This is a genomic window from Phocaeicola massiliensis B84634 = Timone 84634 = DSM 17679 = JCM 13223, from assembly GCF_000382445.1.
Lineage (GTDB): Bacteria > Bacteroidota > Bacteroidia > Bacteroidales > Bacteroidaceae > Phocaeicola > Phocaeicola massiliensis.
Genome location: NZ_KB905473.1, coordinates 231,746 through 255,896 on the forward strand (window position 1 = coordinate 231,746; position 24,151 = coordinate 255,896).

The 24,151-nt window shown below is 37.7% G+C and carries 17 protein-coding genes and 1 pseudogene; 16 read left to right on the forward strand and 2 right to left on the reverse strand.

From position 1 onward, the window contains the following. Positions 1-556: 556 nt before the first annotated feature. Positions 557-1,049: pseudogene (locus HMPREF1534_RS21035) on the reverse strand (transposase); the annotation flags it as partial. A gap of 153 nt (positions 1,050-1,202) precedes the next feature. Here HMPREF1534_RS21035 and HMPREF1534_RS20710 point away from each other — a divergent pair. The 15 genes from HMPREF1534_RS20710 (at position 1,203) to HMPREF1534_RS05170 (ending at position 20,995) form a co-directional block, all read left to right on the forward strand. Then, positions 1,203-1,361, forward strand: a complete 159-nt coding sequence (locus tag HMPREF1534_RS20710; RefSeq protein WP_005942605.1) for a hypothetical protein — start codon at positions 1,203-1,205, stop codon at positions 1,359-1,361. Positions 1,362-1,444: 83 nt separating this feature from the next. After that, positions 1,445-2,902, forward strand: a complete 1,458-nt coding sequence (locus HMPREF1534_RS05235; RefSeq protein WP_008778690.1) for a radical SAM/SPASM domain-containing protein — start codon at positions 1,445-1,447, stop codon at positions 2,900-2,902. Positions 2,903-3,477: 575 nt separating this feature from the next. Then, entirely contained in the window at positions 3,478-5,043 is a 1,566-nt protein-coding gene (gene istA / locus HMPREF1534_RS05230) for an IS21 family transposase (protein ID WP_005942609.1), read from the forward strand. Positions 5,044-5,054: 11 nt separating this feature from the next. Beyond that, positions 5,055-5,843: an IS21-like element helper ATPase IstB gene (gene istB, locus HMPREF1534_RS05225; protein ID WP_005942612.1), complete on the forward strand. Its 789-nt coding sequence runs from the start codon at positions 5,055-5,057 to the stop codon at positions 5,841-5,843. A gap of 118 nt (positions 5,844-5,961) precedes the next feature. Beyond that, positions 5,962-6,204, forward strand: a complete 243-nt coding sequence (locus tag HMPREF1534_RS05220) for a helix-turn-helix domain-containing protein (RefSeq protein WP_004292639.1) — start codon at positions 5,962-5,964, stop codon at positions 6,202-6,204. A 30-nt stretch (positions 6,205-6,234) separates the two neighbouring features. Beyond that, positions 6,235-6,708, forward strand: coding sequence for a hypothetical protein (locus HMPREF1534_RS05215; protein ID WP_004312208.1), 474 nt, complete (start codon positions 6,235-6,237; stop codon positions 6,706-6,708). A 111-nt stretch (positions 6,709-6,819) separates the two neighbouring features. After that, the gene (locus tag HMPREF1534_RS05210) at positions 6,820-7,335 is read left to right on the forward strand and encodes a hypothetical protein (protein ID WP_005942618.1); all 516 of its coding nucleotides are present in this window, start codon (positions 6,820-6,822) and stop codon (positions 7,333-7,335) included. Between the two features lie 141 nt (positions 7,336-7,476). Continuing rightward, the gene (locus HMPREF1534_RS05205) at positions 7,477-7,914 is read left to right on the forward strand and encodes a plasmid mobilization protein (protein WP_004292642.1); all 438 of its coding nucleotides are present in this window, start codon (positions 7,477-7,479) and stop codon (positions 7,912-7,914) included. Further along, positions 7,911-9,143 (forward strand): hypothetical protein, encoded by a 1,233-nt coding sequence (locus tag HMPREF1534_RS05200; protein WP_005942623.1) that lies wholly within the window; start codon positions 7,911-7,913, stop codon positions 9,141-9,143. The genes HMPREF1534_RS05205 and HMPREF1534_RS05200 overlap by 4 nt, the downstream gene beginning before the upstream one ends. Positions 9,144-9,149: 6 nt before the next feature. After that, complete coding sequence (locus HMPREF1534_RS05195) at positions 9,150-9,686, forward strand: Ntn hydrolase family protein (protein WP_004292644.1); 537 nt, start codon at positions 9,150-9,152, stop codon at positions 9,684-9,686. 27 nt (positions 9,687-9,713) lie between these two features. Continuing rightward, entirely contained in the window at positions 9,714-10,136 is a 423-nt protein-coding gene (locus HMPREF1534_RS05190) for an integrase (RefSeq protein WP_004312210.1), read from the forward strand. Positions 10,137-10,600: 464 nt separating this feature from the next. Next, on the forward strand, positions 10,601-16,765 hold the full coding sequence (locus HMPREF1534_RS05185; protein WP_005942627.1) for a non-ribosomal peptide synthetase: 6,165 nt from the start codon (positions 10,601-10,603) through the stop codon (positions 16,763-16,765). A gap of 2 nt (positions 16,766-16,767) precedes the next feature. Further along, positions 16,768-17,358, forward strand: coding sequence for a 4'-phosphopantetheinyl transferase family protein (locus HMPREF1534_RS05180; protein WP_004292648.1), 591 nt, complete (start codon positions 16,768-16,770; stop codon positions 17,356-17,358). Further along, a complete protein-coding gene (locus tag HMPREF1534_RS05175) occupies positions 17,340-19,769 on the forward strand; it encodes a TonB-dependent receptor (RefSeq protein WP_017140788.1) in 2,430 nt (809 codons plus the stop codon). The genes HMPREF1534_RS05180 and HMPREF1534_RS05175 overlap by 19 nt, the downstream gene beginning before the upstream one ends. 38 nt (positions 19,770-19,807) lie before the next feature. Next, entirely contained in the window at positions 19,808-20,995 is a 1,188-nt protein-coding gene (locus HMPREF1534_RS05170; protein ID WP_004292650.1) for a YncE family protein, read from the forward strand. A 217-nt stretch (positions 20,996-21,212) separates the two neighbouring features. Here HMPREF1534_RS05170 and HMPREF1534_RS05165 read toward each other — a convergent pair whose 3' ends face one another. Next, a complete protein-coding gene (locus HMPREF1534_RS05165) occupies positions 21,213-22,427 on the reverse strand; it encodes a transposase (protein WP_005937638.1) in 1,215 nt (404 codons plus the stop codon). A 640-nt stretch (positions 22,428-23,067) separates the two neighbouring features. Between HMPREF1534_RS05165 and HMPREF1534_RS05160 the strand changes: the two genes are divergently transcribed. After that, the gene (locus HMPREF1534_RS05160) at positions 23,068-24,150 is read left to right on the forward strand and encodes a saccharopine dehydrogenase NADP-binding domain-containing protein (protein WP_004292655.1); all 1,083 of its coding nucleotides are present in this window, start codon (positions 23,068-23,070) and stop codon (positions 24,148-24,150) included. Position 24,151 lies beyond the last annotated feature (1 nt).

Here is a 24,151-nt window from a genome sequence, read left to right on the forward strand (position 1 = left end):
TTTAATGCAAAAATTAAAGCATTTAGGGCTTCATTTCGTGGAGTAGTAGATAAGAGGTTCTTTCTGTATAGATTAGCAAAGGTGTATGCATAAAGGGAAATTAACAAATGTTAATCCCCCCAAGAATTACAACTGAGCCCTGCCTACAGGATTTTCGGACTGACCCTATTCTTGTCGTTTTTTTGCATGCCTGGGGAAAACAAAAAATCCTGATTCCGTTTGGAAATCAGGATTTTACTGTCTTTTGCTTTTCTTCAAAGTGGTGCCACCAGGAATCGAACCTTTTGATTTGGCTTATCCTAATTCCCTAATTGACAGCATCTTTTAGCTTTATATCTTATGAAAACCATCGAATTAGCTTTACACTAAATTCATCGCTTTTCTTTATCAATTCGACAATCATTATCTTTTTGACGATGCAAAGATAGATAGAAGGTTTGATTTCTACAAATATTTTCATCATTTTTTATACTAATTGTCAATAAAGAAATAGAGTAAACAATCCTTCTATGTCTTTCGCATAATTTCGTTCAATCATAAACAGATTACAAAACTAAGAGAATAAAGTTTCTATTCTTTTTCTTGCTTTGGCAAAGCATGCCAATGTCAGTTTTCCTATATTTTTGACAATGAATATCATGTACGCTTGCTTTTGTCAAGCCAAAGGAGTAAATAACATCACTCAACTCACACACGGCATGTAACTTATAACCCTAATAATAACCCTCTTGTAATGTACAATGTCCAATCGATGGAGTTTTTTCTATATTTTTGTGCCCATAGACATCGTCTGGCACGAACTGAACGACAGATTTCTATCGATTTTGAATCTACACAGAAGTGGTCTTCACTACCATTCATAGTTTCTGTTATCTTTTTACGAATGGCAGCATCAAGAGAGGCTGTGAATTTTCGTATTGCCTACAGGATATCAAGTGCAGAATCTCTGATTGATACTCTCTTAACTCAACAAATAAAAGGGATTCGCTGTCAATGCCAATGGATTCAGAAGCTATATTGAGAGCAAACACTTCCAAGTTAGAAAATCTATCGCCCCCGCATCGAGATCGATAGATTTGATTCAAATGATAAAAAACATGTGTCAGCAATAAAATCTTTCAAAAACTTGATTTTCTTAATGATTCATTATATATTTGAATACTTAAATTCATAAATACAACACTATTTATCAAATAATTTCTATGGAAGAAAAAGAATCAGGAACAATTGTTAAGAAAGTGTACCAAGAGGTGAAAATTGAAGCAAAGAATTCTCCAAAAGGTTCCTATGCAGCAGGATGTCCAAGTAATTATGGTGATCCTGATGGTGAAAATTGTTACATTTGTGATTATGGAGGTTGATTAATTAATCAAAAATCTTAAGGTCGATGTGCTATTTATGTGCACATCGGCTTTTGTTATTGTAAATACCAAACAAAGTAACTATGTTAGTTAGGCAAAGCAAAAATACATTTATAAGATTCTTTGATAATAAAGGATATATAACAAATCAAATGACCAGAAAAGATCGATTGTATAACGAAACTGGTGCTGATTTCTTAAGAATGATTTCACGTGAAGCAAAAGAAGTTGATGAGATAATCGAACATCTTTCTCAAATATATGATGACAGTGTTACGAAAGAAAAACTCAGAAACGATTTCTTGAAGTTTATACTTGATCTAGAAAAACATTTATTTCTAATTACTGGTTTAACAGCGGTAGAATGTGACAGCAAAGATATTGAGTTTTCATATTCTCTAGGTAATATGAAAAATAAAGTGAGTGATTTTACCCAAGTTACCGAGGATGAGGTTCCAGAAACAACTCAAGATTATATACTTGCTGCTGATAAAAAGAAGCCGCATCTTAAATCAATACAGTTTGAATTAACAAGTCGATGTAATGAACGATGTATACATTGCTATATTCCTAACGCTAAAAAAAATAATGGAAGTGATATGACATATGAACAAGCATGTCATATCATTGACCAATTTTCTGATATGGGTGGGCTACACGTAACATTAAGTGGAGGAGAAGTCTTTTTGCATAAAGATATTATAAGAATATTACAGTATTGTAGAAAAAAAGACCTTCAAATTTGTATACTCTCAAATCTTGTGGCATTAAAAGATGTACAAATTCCTTTCATAAAAGCTGCAAATGTTTCATATATACAAGCATCTTTGTATAGCATGAATCCTGAAATTCATGATAAAATTACAACTTTAAAAGGTTCACATAAGAAAACAAGAGAGGCCATTGAAAAACTTGTTGCTGCTGACATTCCAGTTCAAATATCCTGTCCATTGATGAAAGCAAATAAAGATGGATACAAGGAAATCTTAAAATATGCTCACTCTCTACAAATAAAGGCTTTCACTGACTATATAATGATGGCTGAAGCTGATTTTAATACTAAAAATCTTCAAAACAGACTTTCCATCAAAGAAACAGAACAGGTTATTAGAGATATCATAGAATTTGATATTGATTACTCAGAATGGGTAAAAAAACAACGTCCTTATCTTGAAAACTTAGATATTGAGAAATATGCTAAACAACCTTTATGTGGCGTTGGTTTAAATAGTTTTTGCATTGCTGAGAATGGAGACATTTATCCTTGTCCCGGATGGCAATCTATGATTATTGGTAATGTAAACCAACAGCCTTTAAAACAAATTTGGAATGAATCTGAAGCCTTTTCAAAATTAAGGAATATCACACATGGCGATTTTCCACAATGCTTAAAATGTGAAGCAAGGAATTATTGTTCTATGTGTATTCAACGAAATTTCAATGAAAACAATGGTGATATGTTTAAAATAAGCAAACACTTCTGTGAAGTTGCATTCCTTACCAAAAGACTACATAAAGAGTACAAAGAGCGGTTTCAATGAATGGTTCTATAATTTATACAGGTGCTTTATCGGATGCTTATAGAAGATAGGATATATCTTGAAAAAACTCATATAACTTTTTCACTATCTATTTTTCTGCATACAATTGAGAAGCTGTTTTGAAATCATTGAATATGATATCTTATTAGGAGGCACATTTACTGAATATCCCAATAATAGACTGTAGTCCATTAGCCAATGTATTGAAACGAAGGGAAAATAAAAACAGATAAAATCTATATAAATACTGATTATCAATGTATTATTAACTAATGATGATTTCTGTTGTATTCCTTAAAAATCTCTATTATTCGACATTTTTGTTACCTAAAACGATACTTATATCCGGATTATTTGTTACCTTTGTATATGGATATAAATCATTGATATACTGGAAAAGCCACTCAACTTTGACCCTTTTGGCCACGCAGAATTATCCCTTTTGGCTAAAATATGATTGACCCCTTTGGCTAAAATAGTGTTGCCCACTTGCTTCACCTATAATTATAGTTTTTTTGTGTAGATTTGAGTACCCTTGTCCTGGTGTAACGGGGGAGAAAATAAAATCTATACAAATGAATAAACGAATCAAAAACATTTTAAGATGTTATGCGGCTGGCATAGGAATCAAGGAAACGGCATCTACGTTTCATATTTCCCGTAATACAGTCCGCAAATATGTCCGCTTATTCCTTTCAAGCGGCAAGAGTATTGAACAGCTTCTTTCCCTGCCCAATGGACAGTTGGATGAACTGTTCGGCTGCACGGATACCCGGCATCGGGAGCCTTCATCCAAAAGGATTGAATTGGAGGCCTTGCTTCCCGGATATGTATCTCGTCTGTCACGCAAAGGTATGAGTGTCCGAAAACTGTTCAAGGAGTACCATACCGAATATCCGGACGGCTATCAGTTGTCTTCCTTCAAACGGATTGTCAGCGAATACAGGTTTCACATTAAGGTTGTCGGTCATGTAGAGCACTATGCCGCAGAGCAGATGTATATTGACTTTGCCGGTGACAGACTTGAAGTTGTTGATGAAATGACGGGCGAGACGAAGAAAGCCGAGGTATTTGTTGCCATCCTTCCGTTCAGCCATTATACCTACTGCGAAGCCGTATGGTCGCAACGCAAGGAAGACCTGATAAAGGCATGCGAGAATGCCATTCAATATTTTGAAGGTGTTCCTGCGGCTATCGTCCCCGACAATCTGAAGGCTGCCGTCACACGAAGCGACCGCAACGAACCTGTCATCAATGATGATTTCGCCGCTTTTGCCGAATATTACGGCTGTGTGGTCTATCCTGCTCGTGTGCGTCACCCCAAGGACAAGGCTTTGGTAGAAAATGCCGTAAAGCTCCTCTACCGTTCCATTTACCTTGATATAGAGGGAATGACATTTTCCAGTTTGGAGGAACTCAATACCGCCATCCATATTTCCTTGCTTGATTTCAATGAAAAGGTGATGGCCGGACGGGAGATGTCACGCAAGGAAATATTCCTTCATGGAGAGAAGGATTATCTTCGTCCGCTTCCCGTGAAACGCTACGTAATGAAAGAAAGGAAACTGATGACCGTGGGAAAGAACTCTTACGTTTCCTTGTTCAAGCACCATTACAGTGTTCCGAAAGAGTATGTAGGCAGGCGCATGACGATTCTCTATGATGCCGACACGGTGGAAATCTATTGTGGAATGAACCTTGTCGCCACCCACGACCGCTGTGACATTCCTTACACTTATTCTTGGAAAAAGGAGCACAACCTGCCTGGTCATTATGGTCCCTATGACAAGGACTTGGAGGAACTCTTTCAACGTGCCTCGGAAATAGACAACATCGTATTGAACTATCTTCAGGAAGTGGAGCGTGTCATGCAATATCCACCCAAAGCGTTCAGGTCATGCCGTGGCATCATGACACTGGAGAAGAAATACGGCCGTGACCGTCTAGTTGCGGCTTGCGCATGTGCGGATCAGAAATTGCAATACGGATACCAAGCCTTGCGCGAGGTGCTTGAACTGGGAGAAGATGTGGATTTCCTTCCTGATGAGGACGGAAAAGTACAGTCCAACGTGACTTCCCAGATTCCATTGACCCACAAAAATATACGTGGACGTGAATATTACAAAAAAGACAAACAATAAAACTATTATTTATGGAAGTAAACAATAAAACAGCTCCCGTTACGGGACAACAAGACCAGAATACCATATCACTGGATTTAATGAACCGTATGAAATTGCATGGTATGGCAGAGGCTTTCAGGGAAAGTCTTGCCGGCACCACTCCGCAATCCATGACTGCGGACACGTTCCTTTCCATGCTCCTTGCACGCGAATGGGACTATCGCTCCCAGGCTGCCATTGCACGGCTCACCAAAAATGCGGCATTCCGCTACAAGGCTTATATTGAGCAGATTGACTATGCCACGAACCGGGGACTGGACCGCAATCAGATGGAACGTCTCGCCACCCTTGATTTTGTGCATAAGGCACAGAACCTTTTCATTACTGGTTCTTCCGGAACGGGAAAAAGCTATTTGGCCTGTGCCCTTGGACACGAAGCATGCAAAAGGGGATTCCGTACCTTCTATGCCAATGCTCCGAAACTGCTCGGTGCGCTGAAAGTCGCCAAAGTAAAAGGTACACTTGAAGCGGAACTCAAGAAGATTGAGCGTTGCCAGCTACTCATTCTTGACGACTTGTTTATTGTACCACTTGACGCCAAAGAGCGTCCCATACTGCTTGAAATTATTGAGGATAGGCATGAACGGAAATCTGTCATCATCACATCGCAGTATCCATCTTCCAACTGGTATGACATGGTAGGTGATCCAACAATAGCCGATGCAATCCTTGACCGCATCATACATACGGCCCATACTATAGAATTATATGGTGAAAGTATGCGAAAATTAAAATCTAAGAAAAACGAGAATTTTTAAAAGGGTAAAATAATATTGCCCCCCAACACCAGGACTTTAAAGGGTCAATCATATAGTACAAAAAGGTGGGCAAATCTTGCGTGGCCAAAAGGGTCAAAGTTGAGTGGCTTTTCCATATATGGAAAGTGAACGTAATTTGATGACCACCACGGAAGCAGCCCGTTACCTCGGACTGAAGCCAAGCTATCTCTACAAGATGATGATGCGCCGCGCAATCCCTTACTACAAGCCGGGCGGCAAGCTGTGCTTCTTCGCCAAGGAAGACCTCGACGCATGGCTGAAACGGGTACGGGTGAAATCGCAGGTCGAGATCGACAGCGAGGCATCCCACTATCTGGTAACACATGAGAAAAACAAATGATTCATCAACCTTTTTTAGAACAATGCAGTTATGGACAATTCAAAGAACATGGAACCGGGTATCAGGAATGCCACGGTTCAGGAATCCCCGAACAAGGAACAGAGAAAGAAAGAGAGCAGACCCGTAATCAGCGCGAAGGTACAGACCATTCTGGACTTTCTTCGCGGCTGTTCCCCCTACGAGGCCGATTCCATACGGGTAATGGTCGGTTACGGGACGGGCAACGGCGATACCGCAACGATTGAGGCGACGGACATGTTGGCTGTCAACCGCTTTCTCAATCACGGGCTTGCCAAAGAAAACGGAACAAGTAACGAGGCCGTGATGAAACACCGTCAGGAACGTGCGCAAAAACTGTTGGAAGCCGTCAAGGATTTCGTTGACATCGGCCAGCTCTGCCGCGTCAGCATCGTGCTGATGAAAATCTCTTCCGACTTCAAGGCGGTGGAGGACGCACGGGGACACCTGCAATCCCAACCCGCCGCCAACGTGAACCGGAACTGATGTCAAAACCGGAACGGGGTATCGGACGGACAAGGAAACTCCCGCACGCACTATCTCATTGAAACTGTTGTAGGTTTTCCGATACTCCATTCCCTTATTTTTTATTGAATTATGCAAGAAAACAAGAGGAACAAGGAAACATCCCTTTTCAAAAAGCCGCAGGGCTTCCGTACAGTCCGCATCCACTTTACCGCAGAGGCAATCGAATGGCTCGGAGGGACAACGAAAGATGACGACGGCAATACAATCGGCAACCATACTCTTTTTTATGACCTGCTCTCACGGATGCGACTGTCCCCCGGCAGGGGCGATTCATTCCGCAGGCCGCAGGAATTGCAGCCCGGACAGTTCCAGTTCTCGGAAACCAGACTCGCGGAGGAATGGAACATAGGGAGAAAAAGAATCCGCAATCTCCTTGCAACGATGGAAAAGCTGGGCATGATAGCGGTGGACGCTTCCAAAACCGCTTCCGTCGCTTCCATGACCTGTGTCGAGGAATGGACGGACTTTCAGAACTTCCACGTCGTAAACCTTTGCAATCCCGCCCTGAATGGTATTCGAACGGCATCTGAACGGCCTTTGAATGGCATTTTATCCGGCAGCGGAGGCACGCCGCAGGAGAGGTGAAAACGTCTTTCAGTTTCGAGATATGCCAAGGTATCACCTCCCTTCGGTCAGTCATCCCTTGGCGCTCTCGCGGCTCACTGGCAGTTCGCCGGTGGCGGCGCTCGCAGGCTCGCACCGCTTAACCCTTATAAAACAACAGTTATGACAGAAGACAATAAGCAAGACACATCATTTCCGTCCGGCGGCAGCCGCACCGAATACATCGGAGCCAAAGTCACCGTGGAACAGAAACAGTACATCCGCCGCCTTGCCGCCGAGTGCGGCATGACCGTCAGCAGCTACGTGCTGGCAAGAGCTTTCAACTACAGGCCGAAAGCGAGGCTGACGGCAAGGCAGGAGGCGGTCATGGAGACCCTTATAGGATGCCGCAGCGACCTCGTGAACTACACGTCCGCGCTCCGTGGCATGAACCCCGAAAAGCGCAGACAGATGTTTAACAGTTACCCTTTCATGCTCGAATGGCTCAAGGAACTCGGCAGGCTGGCCGAGCGTGTCACGGACGTGCTCGACAAGGTACGGTTTTCCAACCGCCTGCCCGACGGGACAAGGAACGGTGAAGACAGGGAGGACGAGCCATGATAGGGAAAGCGAAATCCATCTCCCACGGGATAAATGACATCAGGTACATCACGGGAGAATCGAGGAACAAGAAACATCCCGAACGCATCTTCCACGTGGGGGACAATCTGCTGCCGCCCGGTCTGGATGTCACGGGTATATGGGATTCTATGCGGCTGACGCTGGAGAAGTCCAAACGGGTCAAAAATTCCGTCATCCGCATCGAGGTCAGCCCTGCGCCGGAACACACCAAAGACTTTACCATCGACGACTGGCAAAGGTTGTGGGACGACTTCACGGATGAGTTCGACAACATCGAACTGCTTGACAAGAACGGCAAGACCTATTCCCCGAAAACCGCCCTCAAAGGCAGCAAGGGCACGGTGTGGCTGCATCTGGAATCCAAGAGCGGCATTCCCCACCTTCACGGTGCGTTCTGCCGTATCGACGAACGGGGGAATATCAACAACGACCATGACATACACCTGCGGGCACAGCGGGCAGCCGAGCGTGTGGCCCTGAAACGGGGCTGGACGACTGCCGCCGAAGTACGTGAGACGAACATCGGGCAGGTGAACCGGGACTGCATGGAAACCCTGCAATCCATGGAAAGCTGGTCATGGGACGAGTACGTGGCCAGACTCCGGAGCAAGGGATATGAGTTTTGGGAGCTGCGCGACAACAAGAAGATATTGCGCGGTTACGTGCTGAAGAAAGGCAACGCCAGATACAAGGCTTCCGAACTCGGCAGGGGGCGCAACCTCATGGCGACCAAACTTGAAAGCACGTGGAAAAAGCTGCACGCGGCTCCCAAGACAAGGACTGTTTCGACACAGCCCGCCGCAGGGAAATCTATACCGACTACACCCCGGACGATTCCGGTTCACGCACAAGGAACGACACCGGTTCCGCAATACACCGGCTATCGTCCCGGTACCAGCCCGTACCATATCGACATCGACGGGGAAAGCCGCCGGTTCTTCATTCCCGATGAAGCGTTGGACGTATTCAATGACGAGTTCGACTACCGGGAGACAGCCAACAGCCGTGACCTCACGGACATGGCTGCGGCACTTTTCGTCGGGATGCTCGATACTCCGGCGGTTCCTTCGGGAGGTGGTGGCGGCAGTTCCAACGACCTGCCTTGGGGAAGACGCGAGGACGAGGACGAACGGGAATGGGCACGCCGGTGCGCCCGTGAAGCGGCAAGGGTAATCGGAAAGAAACCGAAGACAGGACGAAAAAGATAACAGCCTATGAATAAAAAATTCGATTTCTCGGAAATAGACGGGGCACTTCCGACTGCCGAAAAAATGCAGGAGCAAGACCGCATAATCGATGCGCTGAAAAACAATTATGAAGCTGTCCGCATTCTTAGTGCCAACGTGGAAAAGCTCGAAAACAGACTTTCGGAAGCCCTGCCCAAAATGGACGGGGCTGTTTCTTCCCTGCGTGGGGCAAGCACGGTCACACTCGGCGAGGAAGCGAGAAAGACGCTTGAACAGGAGGGAGAGAAAATCTGCCGGAAGATGGCCGACAGGATGGAACGGGAATGCGCAAGGCTAGCCGGACGCCTCTCGGCGAATGACCGTGTGCTTATCTCCGCAACCGCTTTCTGGTGTATGGTAGAGGCAATCATCTCCCTCGCGGCGGCTTTCGTTTGTACCTGCGCCGCGAACGCTCGTCTTATACATAGCATATTGCTGTGGGAAGTACTCGGCTGTACCGCTGCTTTTCTCGTTGTCTGTGTCACGTTGACCATTTTTATATGCCGCAAGTTAAGACGAGAATGAAACATTACCAATTAAATAAATATAAGTATGACAACAGTAAAGGTGAAATTCCGCCCGTCAACAGTCGAAGGCCGTCCGGGCACTATCGTTTATTTTGTAACTCACCGCCGTGTCGTCAGGCAAATCACAACCGGTTATAAGGTGTTCTCTCATGAATGGGATGATAAACAGTCAAGACCTGTTTCGGCACCGGCTGGCGAACGGATAACCGTTATTCAGACAATAATCCGAAAACTGGAGGAGAATTTGGAAAAGCTGAACAGGATTATTGAAAGATTCGATCTGCTACGACGAGGTTATTCATCTGAAGATATAATTATGGAGTTCCGGTGCACCGAAAAAGAAAATACCCTTTTTATATTCATGGAGAATCTCATCGAGCGACTCTGCCAATTAAATCACATCGGTACGGCCAAGAACTACCATACCGCACTCGGCAGCTTCAAATGATTCCGGGATAACAAGGACGTTCCGTTGGCAGTAATAGACCAGATGATAATGGAAGATTATCAGGTATACCTGAAATATACATTGACTGTTATAGTAAATAACTAAATATTTTTAGAGCATTGCGTATCAGTAATATATTAAATGTGATGATTTCTAGGTCTTAATAAAGAAGCAATAGTTATTTATGAGATATAAAGAACTTATCATTTTACAAAAAATAGGAAGGTAAAAATACATATAATACCCCTTTGTAGGTAATATTTCCTTATCATAAATGATTATGTATAACAATCTAATATAAATTAATATCAACTGACTACTAATACGATAGCTACACACAATAAATAGAAATATATAATTTAAGTAATATTATATGCATACAACAATTTATTAAAAATACCTAATAATTGGTATTGATGGATTTAGCTAAACAAACGAACTTTGCGGGCAAAAAATAAAGCAAGATGGAAAACCTATATGAATTGTTGGAAGAAGCAGCACATAAAGTGCCGACAAAAGGAATTGTTATTGTAAATAATAGTCAATGTGATCTTTTTCTAACTTATTCAGAGTTACGAGAAAAATCTAGAAAAATAGCTTTTATTTTAAAATCTTACTATCAAGTAAAGCCTGTCAGTAAGATAATAATCTCTGTTGAAAAATCCGAAAATTTTATATTATTATTTTGGGGATGTGTTATGGCAGGTTGTATACCCGTTTTAATGCCTTCTGTACAATTCAGTAATAAGAACTCTATTGCTTTTGAACGCCTAAAGAATGCAATTGATATATTAGGTGTAGTTACACTTATAACAAATGATATTAATCTATTTGAATATTATAAATCTTCATTTCATAAAGCTGTGTGTGTTGAAGATATTATGAAACAATTGGATTTGTTGCAAGATTATTCTTTACACATACCTAAAAGAGATAGTAAAGATTTATGTGTTATTCAGTTTTCATCAGGAAGTACAGGGGCACCCAAAGGAGTCATGCTTAGTTTTAACAATATTTTAACTAATTTGAAAATAAAAACTCTTGCGGATGAAATTACAACTGAAGATACTTTGATTCACTGGATGCCATATTTTCATGATTATGGTCTATTTGGAAATCATTTGGTTTGTTTGTATAACCAAATTACAGAAATAAAAATAGAGCCTTTTTCCTTTTTAAGAGATCCTTTGATTTTTCTAAAGAAAATTTCCGAATATCAAGTAAGTATTTGTGGCGGTACGACACCTTCAGGATTGGATTTGTTAATTCAAAAGTTAGAACAATCTAATGACATAAAAGAATTGGATTTATCTCAAGTGAAGACTCTTTCAATTGGAGCAGAAATGGTTCCATCTAATTTATACGTCCGATTATCCCCCCTTTTTCAACTTGGGTTTAATCGAAATGCATTCCGCCCTTCATATGGAATGGCTGAAACAACATTGATTGTTTCTTCCTGTTTACCGGGTTATGGAAATAAAAATATAAGAATAAATAGAGAGGCGTTCTATGAAGGGATTATCAAATTAGTCGATAAACAACAAGATTTTTGTGAATTTGTTAGTGCAGGTAGAATATTACCAGGCTTACAAGTACGCATTGTTAAAGACGGTATTCCTCAAAATAATTTAAATTTAGGAGAGATTCAAGTAAAAGGCGCTTGTGTCATGTCTGGTTATTATAATGACATACAATCAACAGATGAAGTATTAAAAGACGGTTGGTTAAGTACAGGAGATTTGGGCTTTTTTGATTATAACAATATTCTTTATATAGTAGGTCGAAAAAAGGAAACAATTATAGTAAATGGACAAAACTTTCATCCTTTTGATTTAGAAAATTGTGTCTTAGAGAAATTTGGTCTTTCAATTGAAAAAACTGTATTTACATCTTTTTATTCTTCTACAGAAAATCGTGAAATTGTACTTCATTTCTTTGTATTATCAAGAAAAATGTCGGAAGAACAAATAAGACAATTAATAAATGAATGTAACGCATTTCTAGCAGACAAAGTTGGATTTGCTCCAGAATACTCTATAAAGATAAAAAAAGGAGAAATACTCAGAACTTCTAGCTCTAAAATAAAACGTCGATCTATGGCAAAGTATTTTGAGCAAGGACAGTATAATAAATCAATTGTAAAACTAAACAAAGAATCTCATAATATGGATTATTTATTGGTTCTCAAAAAAATATGGTCAGAAGTTTTAAAAACAAACCTCATTCATATAGAAGATAACTTCTTTTCTTTAGGAGGAGACTCAATACGCAGTATGATGGCTGTTTCTAAACTTGAAGAACTGTTAAATATTAAATTAGAAAATAGTTTCTTCTATAAATATCCGACCTTAGTCTCTCAAAAACATTATCTTGAACAATATTTATTAAAAGAACTTCAATCTCCTTTAAATGAATATGAACTGTTAGTTCGAGAGTTTATCAGCGAAGAAATAGGAATTCCCTCTTTAGAAATACAATATACAGAAAATATTATAACTAAAGTGACTTCTTTTGCCGCTGTATATCAAATGATGAAGCGCTTAACTGAAGTTTTTGATAAAATAACATTAGATGATATAAAAGATAAAACTTGTATACGAGATATAGCACAAACCATTAAGGAACGCTATGTAACTCCAGAGGGGTATTCTTTTCCGTTAATGGATTTCCAAGAAACATTATTCTATCACAGTAAAAGTTTTATCCGTAATGAACCGACAGGATTAAGTTGTTATATCATTTGTCGGACACAATTGAAAGGTTTTTTTGATCCAGCATGTTGGGACAAGACGTTAAATCACATTATTAACTGTCATCCATTGTTACATTCTATTCTTTCCGAAGAGTCGGATAAACCTGAGATGATAACTCTTCCTGAATATCCGACATTTAAAAGTTCTTATGAAGATATAACTTCAATGAACAAAGAACAACAGGAAACATTCTTTTTACAAAAGGACGAAAAAGATCATGATCACAGATTTGACCTTAAAGAGTATCCTTTATTCTATTGTAATATTTATAAAACAGGGGAAGATGAACATGAATTAATTATACATATTGATCACCAGATAATTGATGGTTTCAGCTTTTTTCAATTCCTTCAAGAATTAACATCAACTTATGATCAGTTTATCGCTGGTAAAGAAATAACTGTTGAACAAGAAAAAGGTCTAACTTTTTCTGACTATGTTTTTGTGGAGAGATTCAGAAGGCAAACAAAGCGATATCAGAATGCAATGGATTTTGCCCTAAAGGTGTTTAAAGATTTACCAGAGAAAATATCTATTCCCACGAAATGTCAGCCATCTTTAATAAATAAAGTCCATTTTAATACCTTACATACGGAATTGGATTCTTTATTGATGAATAAAGTTCTTGAAATCAGTTCTCATACTTCTGGTATATGCCTTAATTCCTTACTTATGGCATGCTATTTTAAACTGATGAATTTGTGGTCTGGACAAAATGATCTCATTATCAACATGCCTGTATTTAACAGGGAACAGCATTTACCTAATGCAAAAAATATAATAGGTAGTTTTCTTGATATTTTCCCTGTCCGTATCCAAACATCTCCACAAGAACCGATTGTTTCTATTGCACGTAAGATAGAACAATTTGTACGAACCATGCTTGAGTATCCAATATCTTCAATAGAATTGTCCAGAAAAATCGCAGAACAGGAAGGCTTAAAACAAAGCTCTTTGAGTGCAATTATTTTTAGTAATTCTATCAATATGCTTCCCAAAGGTATCAGTCATTCATCTAGATATTTGACAATTGGTGCGCCTAAAGTACAGACAGGTGCACCTGGTACTTATATAGACCTTGTTATGTATACATGGGAAAATAAATGGTGTTTTGATTGGAATTATGTTCGTGAGCTATTTGATGCGGAATACATACAACTACTTTCTGAACAATTCACGTCTATGCTTAACCAATTGGTAGATGATACAAACACTAAGGGATACGAAGAGCGTTCATGTTCAAATATACTCCCTCTCTTCTATATAAAATTATTGGAGCAAACAAATAAAACAGAACATGCTTATCCTCTTAAAACAATATATGAACAGATCAGTAATACTGTAGATTTGTATCCTAATAGAGAGGCGATCTCTTATCAAGGAGTTTCTTTAACTTATACAGAGTTTTGGAAAAAAGCTAATCAGATGGCGCATTTCTTACGTTCTCTTGGAGTGGTACGAAATTCTAAGGTTGCTTTATTACTGAACAGAACGCTTGATTTGCCTATAGTACAACTTGGAATTCTTTTAGCAGGTGGGGCGTATGTGCCAATTGACCCTTCTTATCCTTCGGATAGAATACAGTATATGATAAATGACTGTGGAGCAGAAGTTCTTGTAACTCAAGGAATACATGTAGACAATATTAATAGTTCATATACCCCCAACATTAAACATTGTGTGTTACTTGATGATGATTCTATTCCTTTACCTGATACATATCGTCGATACACCGTAAATGATATAAATAGTCAATCTATGGATAATATAGTACCTTGTAATACTCCTGATGATTTGATTTATATGATTTATACTTCTGGTTCAACAGGACAACCTAAAGGTACAATGCTTAGGCATAGAAATGTATCCAATTTTTTGAATTATGAGAAAGAAGCGTTTAATGTAAACTGTAATAACAGGTTTGCTTTAATAACATCGTATTCCTTTGATATGACTGTTACTTCTAATTGGCTACCTTTCATTGCCGGAGCTTCTTTACACATTCTTTCCGATAATGCAACTAAAGATATAGAGAAACTTCTGTATTTTATAGATGAAGAAAAAATCAATTTTTTGAATGTAACTCCCTCTCATTTTTCAATGTTGGTAAATACGTTGGGATTTTTGGAGAGACCTGTAAACCTATCACCCAATATGACTATTATGCTGGGTGCTGAAATTATCAATGTTTCGGATATAAACAGGTGGTTAGAAAATTATCCTTTGCACAAATTTATTAATGAATACGGCCCTACAGAAACAACGGTGGCTTCCACTTTTTATCCTATCCCGATTGAAGAAGACGGCAAATGTCATTTAAATATAGTTCCAATAGGGAAACCGATTTATAATACACAAGTATATGTATTAAATGATAATTTAGAATATACACTACCAGAAGTTCCTGGTATCCTTTATATTGGAGGCGAGGGAGTGTCATGTGGTTATTTGAATAAAGAAGAGAAAACGAAATCTGTATTTATCAATAATCCTATTACTCATGAAGGAATTGTATATAATACAGGAGACGTTGTAAAGATGACTGTAACTGGCGATATTGTATTTGTAGGACGTAAAGATTTTCAAGTAAATGTCAGAGGGTATAGAATTGAATTAGGAGAAATAGAGAATGCTTTATTAAAAGTATCAGGTATTACAGAGGCTTGTGCAGAGATTCAATATGATGTAAACAAACAGCCTGTAGTTGTAGCTTTTTATGTTACAGCAAATAATTGTGATTTAGAATACAAGGATATAATGTCTGTTCTGCAAATGAAGATACCTCACTATATGTTACCTTCCGCAATGGCTAGAATAGAGCAGATTCCAATTTCTGCCAATGGAAAAACAGACAAGAAGCAATTACCCAATATTGCGAATCAGAAACAAAATTTTGTTAAAAGGGATATTGTAGGTCCAAGGAATGAAAGGGAAAAACAAATAACCTTAATCTGGGAAAAGGTATTAGGGATACCAGAGGTAGGTGTATTTGATAATTTCTGGGATATAGGAGGCGACTCTATCCGATCTGTAAGGTTAATAAAAGAATTAAAGGAGGTCGGATTAACCAACATCAAATTAAAAGATTTATTCGATAAACCTACGATAGCCGAACTGCTTGAACAAGAAATAGAGAATAATAAAGTTGAGAATCTCATTTGTATGAAAAAGGTTTCTACTCCATATGCAAAACTTATATGTCTTCCATATGCAGCAGGAACCCCTGGTATGTATAGTACATTTTCTGGGGATTTTACCGGAGAAATCAACTTATATACAGTACAATATCCGGGACATGGAGATGGACGTGAGATAAAGTCCTCTGTAGAAGAAGTTGGTGCGCTATTAGCCAATGAACTGAAAGAGGCTGATAAAGAGATTCCTTTGTTTATCATGGGATATTCTTACAGTTGCTATATTGCTTATGATATCTGTAAACGATTTGAACAAGAAAATATTCCGATACAGGGTATTATAATGATTGGTGGAACTCCTCCTACATTGCGTGATGACTTAATGCAATTCTTTTCAAATGACGATAATGCCCTTTTGGATTATTCACGTGCAAAAGATCTGTTGAATGAAGAATTGATCGCAACTTTATCAGATGAAGAAAAACATGAATATTTGCATGAGTTGAGAATGAATACTGTAGCAATGGTAAATTACAAGTTTCTTGATTGTAAATTGAAAACCCCATTATGTTCCATCGTCGGTAGAGAGGATGAGCCTACAATTCGAAACAATCAACATCTATGGAATAATTACTTTCAGAAAGTTTCTTTCCACCAATTGCCAGGAGGGCATGTTCTTATTACAAAATATCATGCGGAATTAGCTAAGTTGATAATGAATTATATAGAATTGCATGTATAAATATGCTTGTATTACCCTTTTCCGATATAGCAGTAGAAATTGTGGAAGATAGTCCTTTTGCTACTTCAGATAATCTCTTTAATGAGGAAAAAATATTCATTAAAAGAGAATGGTCTGAAATACGTCTTAAAACTTATATTTTGGGACGTTGTGCCGCACATCGTGCCTTACAGACTTTACAAAAGGAAATAGTTCCCATTTTAAAAGGAAGAGATGGTGAACCAATATGGCCATTTGACATAGTTGGTTCTATATCTCATAAAGATGCAATAGCAGTTGCTGCTGTTGGAAAGAAAAAGAGGTATAAGGGTATTGGAGTAGATATTGAAGATCAAACGACGATATTATCAAAAAAGGAATATTCTCTTTTTTGTACACCCCAAGAGATAGCGTGTATAGATAAGAAAGAATTTTCTCCTATTGACATTTTTTCACGTAAAGAAGCTATTCTAAAGGCATATTATACAGCATATAGTAAATTATGCAATTGGATTGATATTGACACGATAAATGTATCTAAAGCTTCCAATGTAACTATAATATGCATGTTAAAAAAAAATTTTATTATAAACCTATGTTGTGTAGAAAAGTAAAAACAATTTTAGTCATTATGGGAATATGTTGTTTCCCTATGATATCTTGGGCACAAGTTTTTCTTTCTGGTCGAATCGTAGATAAAAAGACAAATGAACCTGTTGTAGGAGCTTCTGTATATATACGAAAAAATCAGGTTGGAGATAATGCAAATGATAATGGGTTATACAGAATAAAATTACCTCAAAACGGAACGTATCTTGTAGAGGTTTCTTTTATCGGATACAAAACAATAAAACAGTCTGTTACTGTAAATAGAAATACAACTAAAAATTTCTTTTTGGAAGAAAGTACAGAAGTGTTGAATGAGGTCGTGGTAAAAGCATCCTCACAGCAGGCAGAAATAAATCATATACGTAAAAGTCCTATGGCTGTAACGGTTGTTGATGGAGCAAAATTAAGAGGTCGTTCAACTGGAATTGAAGAAGTACTTACTCGTACTTCTGGAATCAAAGTTAGAAAATCCGGAGGTTTGGGTAGCTCTTCTAAAATGTCCATACATGGTCTGGAAGGAAAAAGAGTAGCTATTTATATAGATGGTTTTCCTTTAAATAGCCCCGATGGTTCATTTGATATAAACGACATACCTATTGATGCCATTAAATATATTGAGATATATAAAGGAATAGTTCCTGCTGAATATGGCAGTGATGGTCTGGGAGGAGCGATTAATGTTGTTACAAGAGAGGACGAGTGTGACTTGGTAGGCTTTACTCAGGAGTTTGCTTCATTTGGTACTTCCAAAACGTTAGTCAGTGTAAAAAAAATGTTTGAAAAACCAGGGATTCAAATTGGAGGAGGTTTTTTTCATAATAAATCGGATAATAATTATAAAATGACTTATCCTGTTTTTGAAACAAATTTACCTTCAAGTGCCTACCAAGAAGTAATAAGAAATAATGATTATTATAGGTCCACAATGTATAATGTAGGTTTAACATTTACAAAATTCTGGTTTGATAAGATTGAATTAGAATGTGCTTTTTATAACAATAAAAAGGGAATTCAGGCCTTAGATTTTGATTCACGTTTTTCTCATACACATGGGACAAACATTATGCCTACTTTAACTTTAGAGAAGAAGAATTTCTTATTTAAAAACCTTGAATTCAAGTCAGGTCTAGTAACTCCAATCATTCATACGCATTTGGTTGATACCGCTAGAACAAAACGGCAATGGGATGGAACCATAACAAATACAATGGGAGAAACTGATGATAATTTATTAAACTATTCAGATGACAAACAATTTGAAATCAGACATAAATTGAATTTAAAATACAAGTTAAAGCAACATACCTTTAATCTTAACAATCAATTCACATATTCAAGGTATAGACCTAAGGATGATTATACAGCAGAATATGTTGGTTTTGACCCTAGTGGTTTTCCCAGTAATATGAAGGGAAATACTTTGGGGTTAGCACATGAGTATTCTTCACGTAATAACAAACTTCAAAACTCTTTAATGTTCAGTCTATACTATTTAAATTCTGGAATATATAGAACAAGTGATAAAATTGTAGATGAATCTGAAAGTGTTAAGAAAGAACCGAAAAAAACAAAAATAAACAATTTTTACTATGGAATAAGTGAAGGAATCAGTTATGAATTTTTCAAAGGGGTGAGAGGTAAATTTTCCTTATCACATAACGTGAGGCTTCCTGATACGGAAGAATTGTTTGGAGACGGAGTGACAGTAAAGCCTTCAGTTGATTTAAATCCCGAAATAAGTAATAATATAAATTTAGGGTTAATCATGGATAAAAGTAATTTTATGGGGTTAAGTCGTTTTCAGTTAGAGACAAATTTATATTATATGTATATAACAGATATGATAAGTTTATTTCCTGCTGATATACGAATGATTTATACGAATTTGGGTAAGACTCAGATCATGGGGGGAGATTTTGATTTAAAAATAGATGTGACTCCACAGCTTTATAGTTATTTTAACTTAACCTATCAAGATATTCGGGATAAGCTAAAATGGACTACTAATGACCAAAGTGTGAAAAACCCGACTTATGATAAACAGGTACCCAATATTCCTCGTTTTTATTTTAACTATGGTTTAGAGTATCATACAGAGGGATTACTTGGGAAACATGAAATATCTAGAATCTATATAGACGCATCTTACGTTCATGATTTTGATTGGAGTTGGCAAATGAGTAACTTACCAGAACAGCGAAAGAAATGGTTAATTCCTCGTAGTCATCTTTTTACGGCAGGATTCCAGCAATCTATTTGGAAAAATAAAGTATCATTAGGGTTTGAAGTTGAAAATATATTCAACAAGGAGAGCTATATGGAATTTAAAAAGCCTTTACAAGGTCGTACTTTTAAAATTAAATTACGATTTAATTGGTTTGGTGATGAATCTTCAGGGGGAGCGATGAGTTTGTAATATTATAAATAATTATTTTAACTAAAAAAATAAAAAAAATGAAAAATCAATGGTTTTTATTGTCGCTATTAGCGACCTTTTTAAGTTTTATTTCATGTAGTAAAGATGATCCGTTTCCAACAGATGAAGAAGACGATATGAGTTTTGTTCATAGTGTCACGGTGGGTGATAATGCTTATGTTAGTCTATTTAAAGATTTAAATGTAGAACAGACAAGTACACAAAATTCTTTGGTCTTTGCAAAAGAATCTTTTCTTTTTACTTATGGGGGTAACATTTATGTCTTAGAATCGATGAATGCCCGTTTATATAAGTACAGAGTCGAGAATGGTTTGCTAATTCAAGAAAAAGAAACGATGATTCTCCCTTCCGGTTCTCTTCCTGCATTCCTTACATTTGATTCAGAAGAAAAAGCTTATATATCATGCGTAGGATTGGGAAAATTGTATATAATAAATCCTACGACAATGCAAAAAACAGGTGAAATAGATTTATCTGAATATGCAATTGGGAAAGAAAGTGGTGATAAAAATCCTGAACCTGGTGCTTCGGTTATTAGAGATGGTATTTTATATGTAGGATTAGCTCAAGATAAGTCCCAGTTTAACCCTAATACTGGAGCTTATGTACTTTTGATTGATACAAAGACAGACAAGCCTATTAAAATGATATCTGATAATAGAGCTACAATGGCAACCGCTTATGAGTATTCAGGTGATCCTTTCATTGATGAAAAAGGCGATCTTTATATTTATTGTGTAGGAGGCTTCGGATATTTTGCAAACTGTACAGAAGGTTTCTTGCGTATAAAGAAAGGAGAAACAGACTTTGATCAGTCATACTATTTCCCAATAGAAACAATTAGTATACCGGACATAAAGGGTAATAAAGCAAATTATATTTATAGCAAAACATATACAGGAAATGGTAAGCTATATGGATATTTCAATGTTCCGGGATATGTTAGTAATCCACCTGATTATGTAAATGACAAATCAATGCAAACATTTGAAATAGATGTTTATAATAAAACTGTCAAAAAAATGAACTTTGACGGAACTACGGGTTGGTCATGTAGTCAATGTAAAGCAGGAGACTATATGGTGTTCGGGATGGCTTCTACTCAAGGAACAGGTTATTATCTTTACAACTATAAAGAAGATAAGTATGAACCTTTAAAGATAAAAACAGAAGGTAATCCCTTCAAAATTCAATATTTAAAATAAATAAAGACTGCCGGAAGCTAAAAGATTCCGGCAGCTTTTTAATTTTTATGGAATGAACAATCGTAATTATGACTGTATAATCATTATAAGTGTAATCTCAGGTTTATTTATCACAACCTGCGACTATCTAGTACAGATGAAAACTGTTGAAACAGATTATTTTGTTTCAAGACTACTTTCTTTAGAATAATAGTCCGTTAAAAATTCAACATATCGGCTAAGCGGCTTCCGCCACAAAGCCAAAGAGTTCTTTGATAAGTTTAGTATTAAAAGTTCTGTTCGGTTTCAGACCGGACTTACTAAAAATTCTTTTGAGTATATAAACATTACTCAGATAGGCCTTTAGCAGTCCGATGGAAAGCGACGGATAGTATCGTTGGCGCATGACCTTTGCGATGTTTACCGAGGCCAGTGAAGCATTGAAAGCGAAGTCAAGTTTCCTCAAGTCTCTTGCCTGACAATCGTTGAGTCCGGTAAACTGCTTGGAATCCCGAAAGCAAAACTCAATTTGGAATCTTGTACGGTAGTATTCGATGATGTCTTTGGCCACCATGTCAAGGTCGGTGGAGAAATAGATTTTATGTCCTCCTGATTCCGGATAATGAACCACGACTTTGATGTTGCGTTTCATTGTCTTTGAATAGGCCTTGATTGAGTAAGCCTTTCCTCTTTCAATATCGAGAACTTCACAACGCTGAAGGTCGAGTTTCTCAAAATCAATCTTCTCGCCTTTGATACGCGGCCGTCCCCGCTTGCCCGTGCGGACACCGTCATGTGCATACCACAAGGCGGCATCATCACGCAGGCGGCTGATGACATGGAATCCCATCAGGCAGGTTTCACCCACGAACTTTGCCTTTGAGAACCATGCGTCTGCAACGACATAACGTGTTATGCGCAGCAGCTTATCCTTGTATTTGCGGAGCACGTCAAGATACCAGTCCACAAGGCTGTAATCTTCGCCTTGCTTTTCCAGATACGCCTTGTCCGGTGTCTGTTCCGCACGCAGCGTCATACAGTCCCGACTGTCAATGTCGACAATGCCGATACCGAGAATTTCCAGACCTCGTTTCATAGCAGAAGCGCATCCCGACCAGAACTTGCCAATATAAGGAGTCTTCTTTCCCGACTTTGAAATGTAGCTCGCGTCTATGGCAATGGCTTTTCTAGCATTTTCACCAAACCGCTGCCGCATAAGAAAGAGATTGAACTGCATCCAGTCCAACTCACGTTCAAACAACTGCCGGAAACGTTGTTCCGAACTGTCCGAGTAACGGCCCATTTGGGTGAAATTTATCTTTCTTGGCAGTGCCATATACAAAATCATGAGTTGGATGAATGCTGTTTTAAAACTTTTGCGTAACTTCGCTGAATAACTTTTCAAAGCATCGGTTACGATTTCCTCATATTGGTCAAGTGCTGTTCCTTTCATTGCTTTAATGTGTGGTAGGATACCATTAAAGATAATGAAAATCAGACACTTGACCTATTTTATTATGCTAAACTTTATCAATCAGCGTGCTTATTTTCAACGGATTAGTTACAATTTTAACGAAGTATTATTTAGAAGAAACTATTTTAAATTTATCATCTTTTGGATGTATTTTTACTTTTCCTTTTTGGATATTAGGGACATACTTCATATACACAACAATGTGTAAAGTTAATAAAAAGCTTGCGCTTATTAATACATTCTGTATATCTTATTCTTTATTGATGTTGGGGTTTTATCATTACAGCTATGCCATAATATATAGTATTGGTACATCAAAAATGATAATGCAAACAAATATAGATTGGCAATTATTAACAGGATCTAATATACCTTTTTTCCCCTTTATGTTTATTCTACTTCCAGTGACCTGGCTGATTGTTGGATTTAGTAACTTTTCATCCAAAGCTATAGTTCCTCGATGGTCTATAGTTGTGAACCCTGTTATACTAACAATTATTTTATCTATTGTCACTTGGATAATTCCCAAGACCGAATGCTTACTACCAGGCATTTTTAGTTTGGGGATCACTCTGTATTATATAATTTGTTGGATAAGCTTAAAAAAAGATAGAAATTTATGTCTAAAAAGAAAGTTTTAGTAATTGGTGGCACAGGGATTGCGGGACAATTTATTACAGATTACTTGCTACATTATCATGATATTTGTGAATTATTTATAGCATCAAGAGGTATTCATAAGATATCAGAGAAGAAAGTAAAGTTCATAAAAATGGACATACATGATACCCAAAATATAGAATCTGTTATTAAACAATTTGATATTATAATTTTGGCACTTGGTCCTTTTTCATGTGTAGGAACAGATATTTATACAATTTGTTTAAGAAATCACGTAATATGTGTTGATATTAATGATGACTATGGACATAGTGGACGTGTACTAGAAATAAAAAATGAGAACATAACAAATTTTCGGGGAACAATTTTTACAGGAATGGGATTATGTCCAGGGTTGACAACTTTCATGCTAGAATATGCTGCAGAACAATTAAAAAAAACTGTTTTAGAAGCCGAATTGAGAATCTATTTTGGAGCAGGTGTTGTTTCTGGAACAGCTTCAATAATCAATATGTTTGAGGGTTTTAAAGATGACCTGATGCTCCTTTCAGAAAGGGAAATCCGAAGAATAAAACCAACTAAATATCATTCAGATAGAACTTTTACTTTTGATCGTTTTCATTCCAATATGCCATTAATATTCTTTTCTAGTCCTGAAATAAGGACTATACAACGAGCTAGTCGATTTGAAGAACTACAAAATTTTGATTGTGCTTTTCATCTGCAAAATCTTCCTATGGGCATAGTTCCCTTACTAAGAAAGAGCTCTTTTATTAGAAAATTGATTTGTAAAATGGTCAATAAACAACAGGGGCAATTGGAGAAAAATGAGAAAAACGAGAAATCTGTGATAGTATGTACTTATGTAAGAAATCAAAATTCTATTGTAAAATGTTTATTGCACTCAGATTCCTCATTTAGATTAACAGGAGTATTTTGTGCGGTAATTGTGCTCTCGATAATAAAAGGATGTATACCAATTATGCCTGGCATCTTTACTTTTGAAGACATAAATATCAATCTGCACATGTTAAACGAAATATTAAAAAACAACAACATAAATATATCTATAGAGGAATAGT

Bases quoted from the DNA above. Each gene is read 5' to 3' on its own strand.
- HMPREF1534_RS05165 (WP_005937638.1), bottom strand. From the start codon at position 22,427: ATGAAAGGAACAGCACTTGACCAATATGAGGAAATCGTAACCGATGCT.
- HMPREF1534_RS05210 (WP_005942618.1), top strand. From the start codon at position 6,820: ATGCAAGAAAACAAGAGGAACAAGGAAACATCCCTTTTCAAAAAGCCG.
- HMPREF1534_RS05185 (WP_005942627.1), top strand. From the start codon at position 10,601: ATGGAAAACCTATATGAATTGTTGGAAGAAGCAGCACATAAAGTGCCG.
- HMPREF1534_RS05175 (WP_017140788.1), top strand. From the start codon at position 17,340: ATGTTGTGTAGAAAAGTAAAAACAATTTTAGTCATTATGGGAATATGT.
- HMPREF1534_RS05220 (WP_004292639.1), top strand. From the start codon at position 5,962: ATGGAAAGTGAACGTAATTTGATGACCACCACGGAAGCAGCCCGTTAC.
- HMPREF1534_RS20710 (WP_005942605.1), top strand. From the start codon at position 1,203: ATGGAAGAAAAAGAATCAGGAACAATTGTTAAGAAAGTGTACCAAGAG.
- istA (WP_005942609.1), top strand. From the start codon at position 3,478: ATGAATAAACGAATCAAAAACATTTTAAGATGTTATGCGGCTGGCATA.
- HMPREF1534_RS05235 (WP_008778690.1), top strand. From the start codon at position 1,445: ATGTTAGTTAGGCAAAGCAAAAATACATTTATAAGATTCTTTGATAAT.
- HMPREF1534_RS05195 (WP_004292644.1), top strand. From the start codon at position 9,150: ATGAATAAAAAATTCGATTTCTCGGAAATAGACGGGGCACTTCCGACT.
- HMPREF1534_RS05160 (WP_004292655.1), top strand. From the start codon at position 23,068: ATGTCTAAAAAGAAAGTTTTAGTAATTGGTGGCACAGGGATTGCGGGA.
- HMPREF1534_RS05190 (WP_004312210.1), top strand. From the start codon at position 9,714: ATGACAACAGTAAAGGTGAAATTCCGCCCGTCAACAGTCGAAGGCCGT.
- istB (WP_005942612.1), top strand. From the start codon at position 5,055: ATGGAAGTAAACAATAAAACAGCTCCCGTTACGGGACAACAAGACCAG.
- HMPREF1534_RS05170 (WP_004292650.1), top strand. From the start codon at position 19,808: ATGAAAAATCAATGGTTTTTATTGTCGCTATTAGCGACCTTTTTAAGT.
- HMPREF1534_RS05215 (WP_004312208.1), top strand. From the start codon at position 6,235: ATGGACAATTCAAAGAACATGGAACCGGGTATCAGGAATGCCACGGTT.
- HMPREF1534_RS05180 (WP_004292648.1), top strand. From the start codon at position 16,768: ATGCTTGTATTACCCTTTTCCGATATAGCAGTAGAAATTGTGGAAGAT.
- HMPREF1534_RS05205 (WP_004292642.1), top strand. From the start codon at position 7,477: ATGACAGAAGACAATAAGCAAGACACATCATTTCCGTCCGGCGGCAGC.
- HMPREF1534_RS05200 (WP_005942623.1), top strand. From the start codon at position 7,911: ATGATAGGGAAAGCGAAATCCATCTCCCACGGGATAAATGACATCAGG.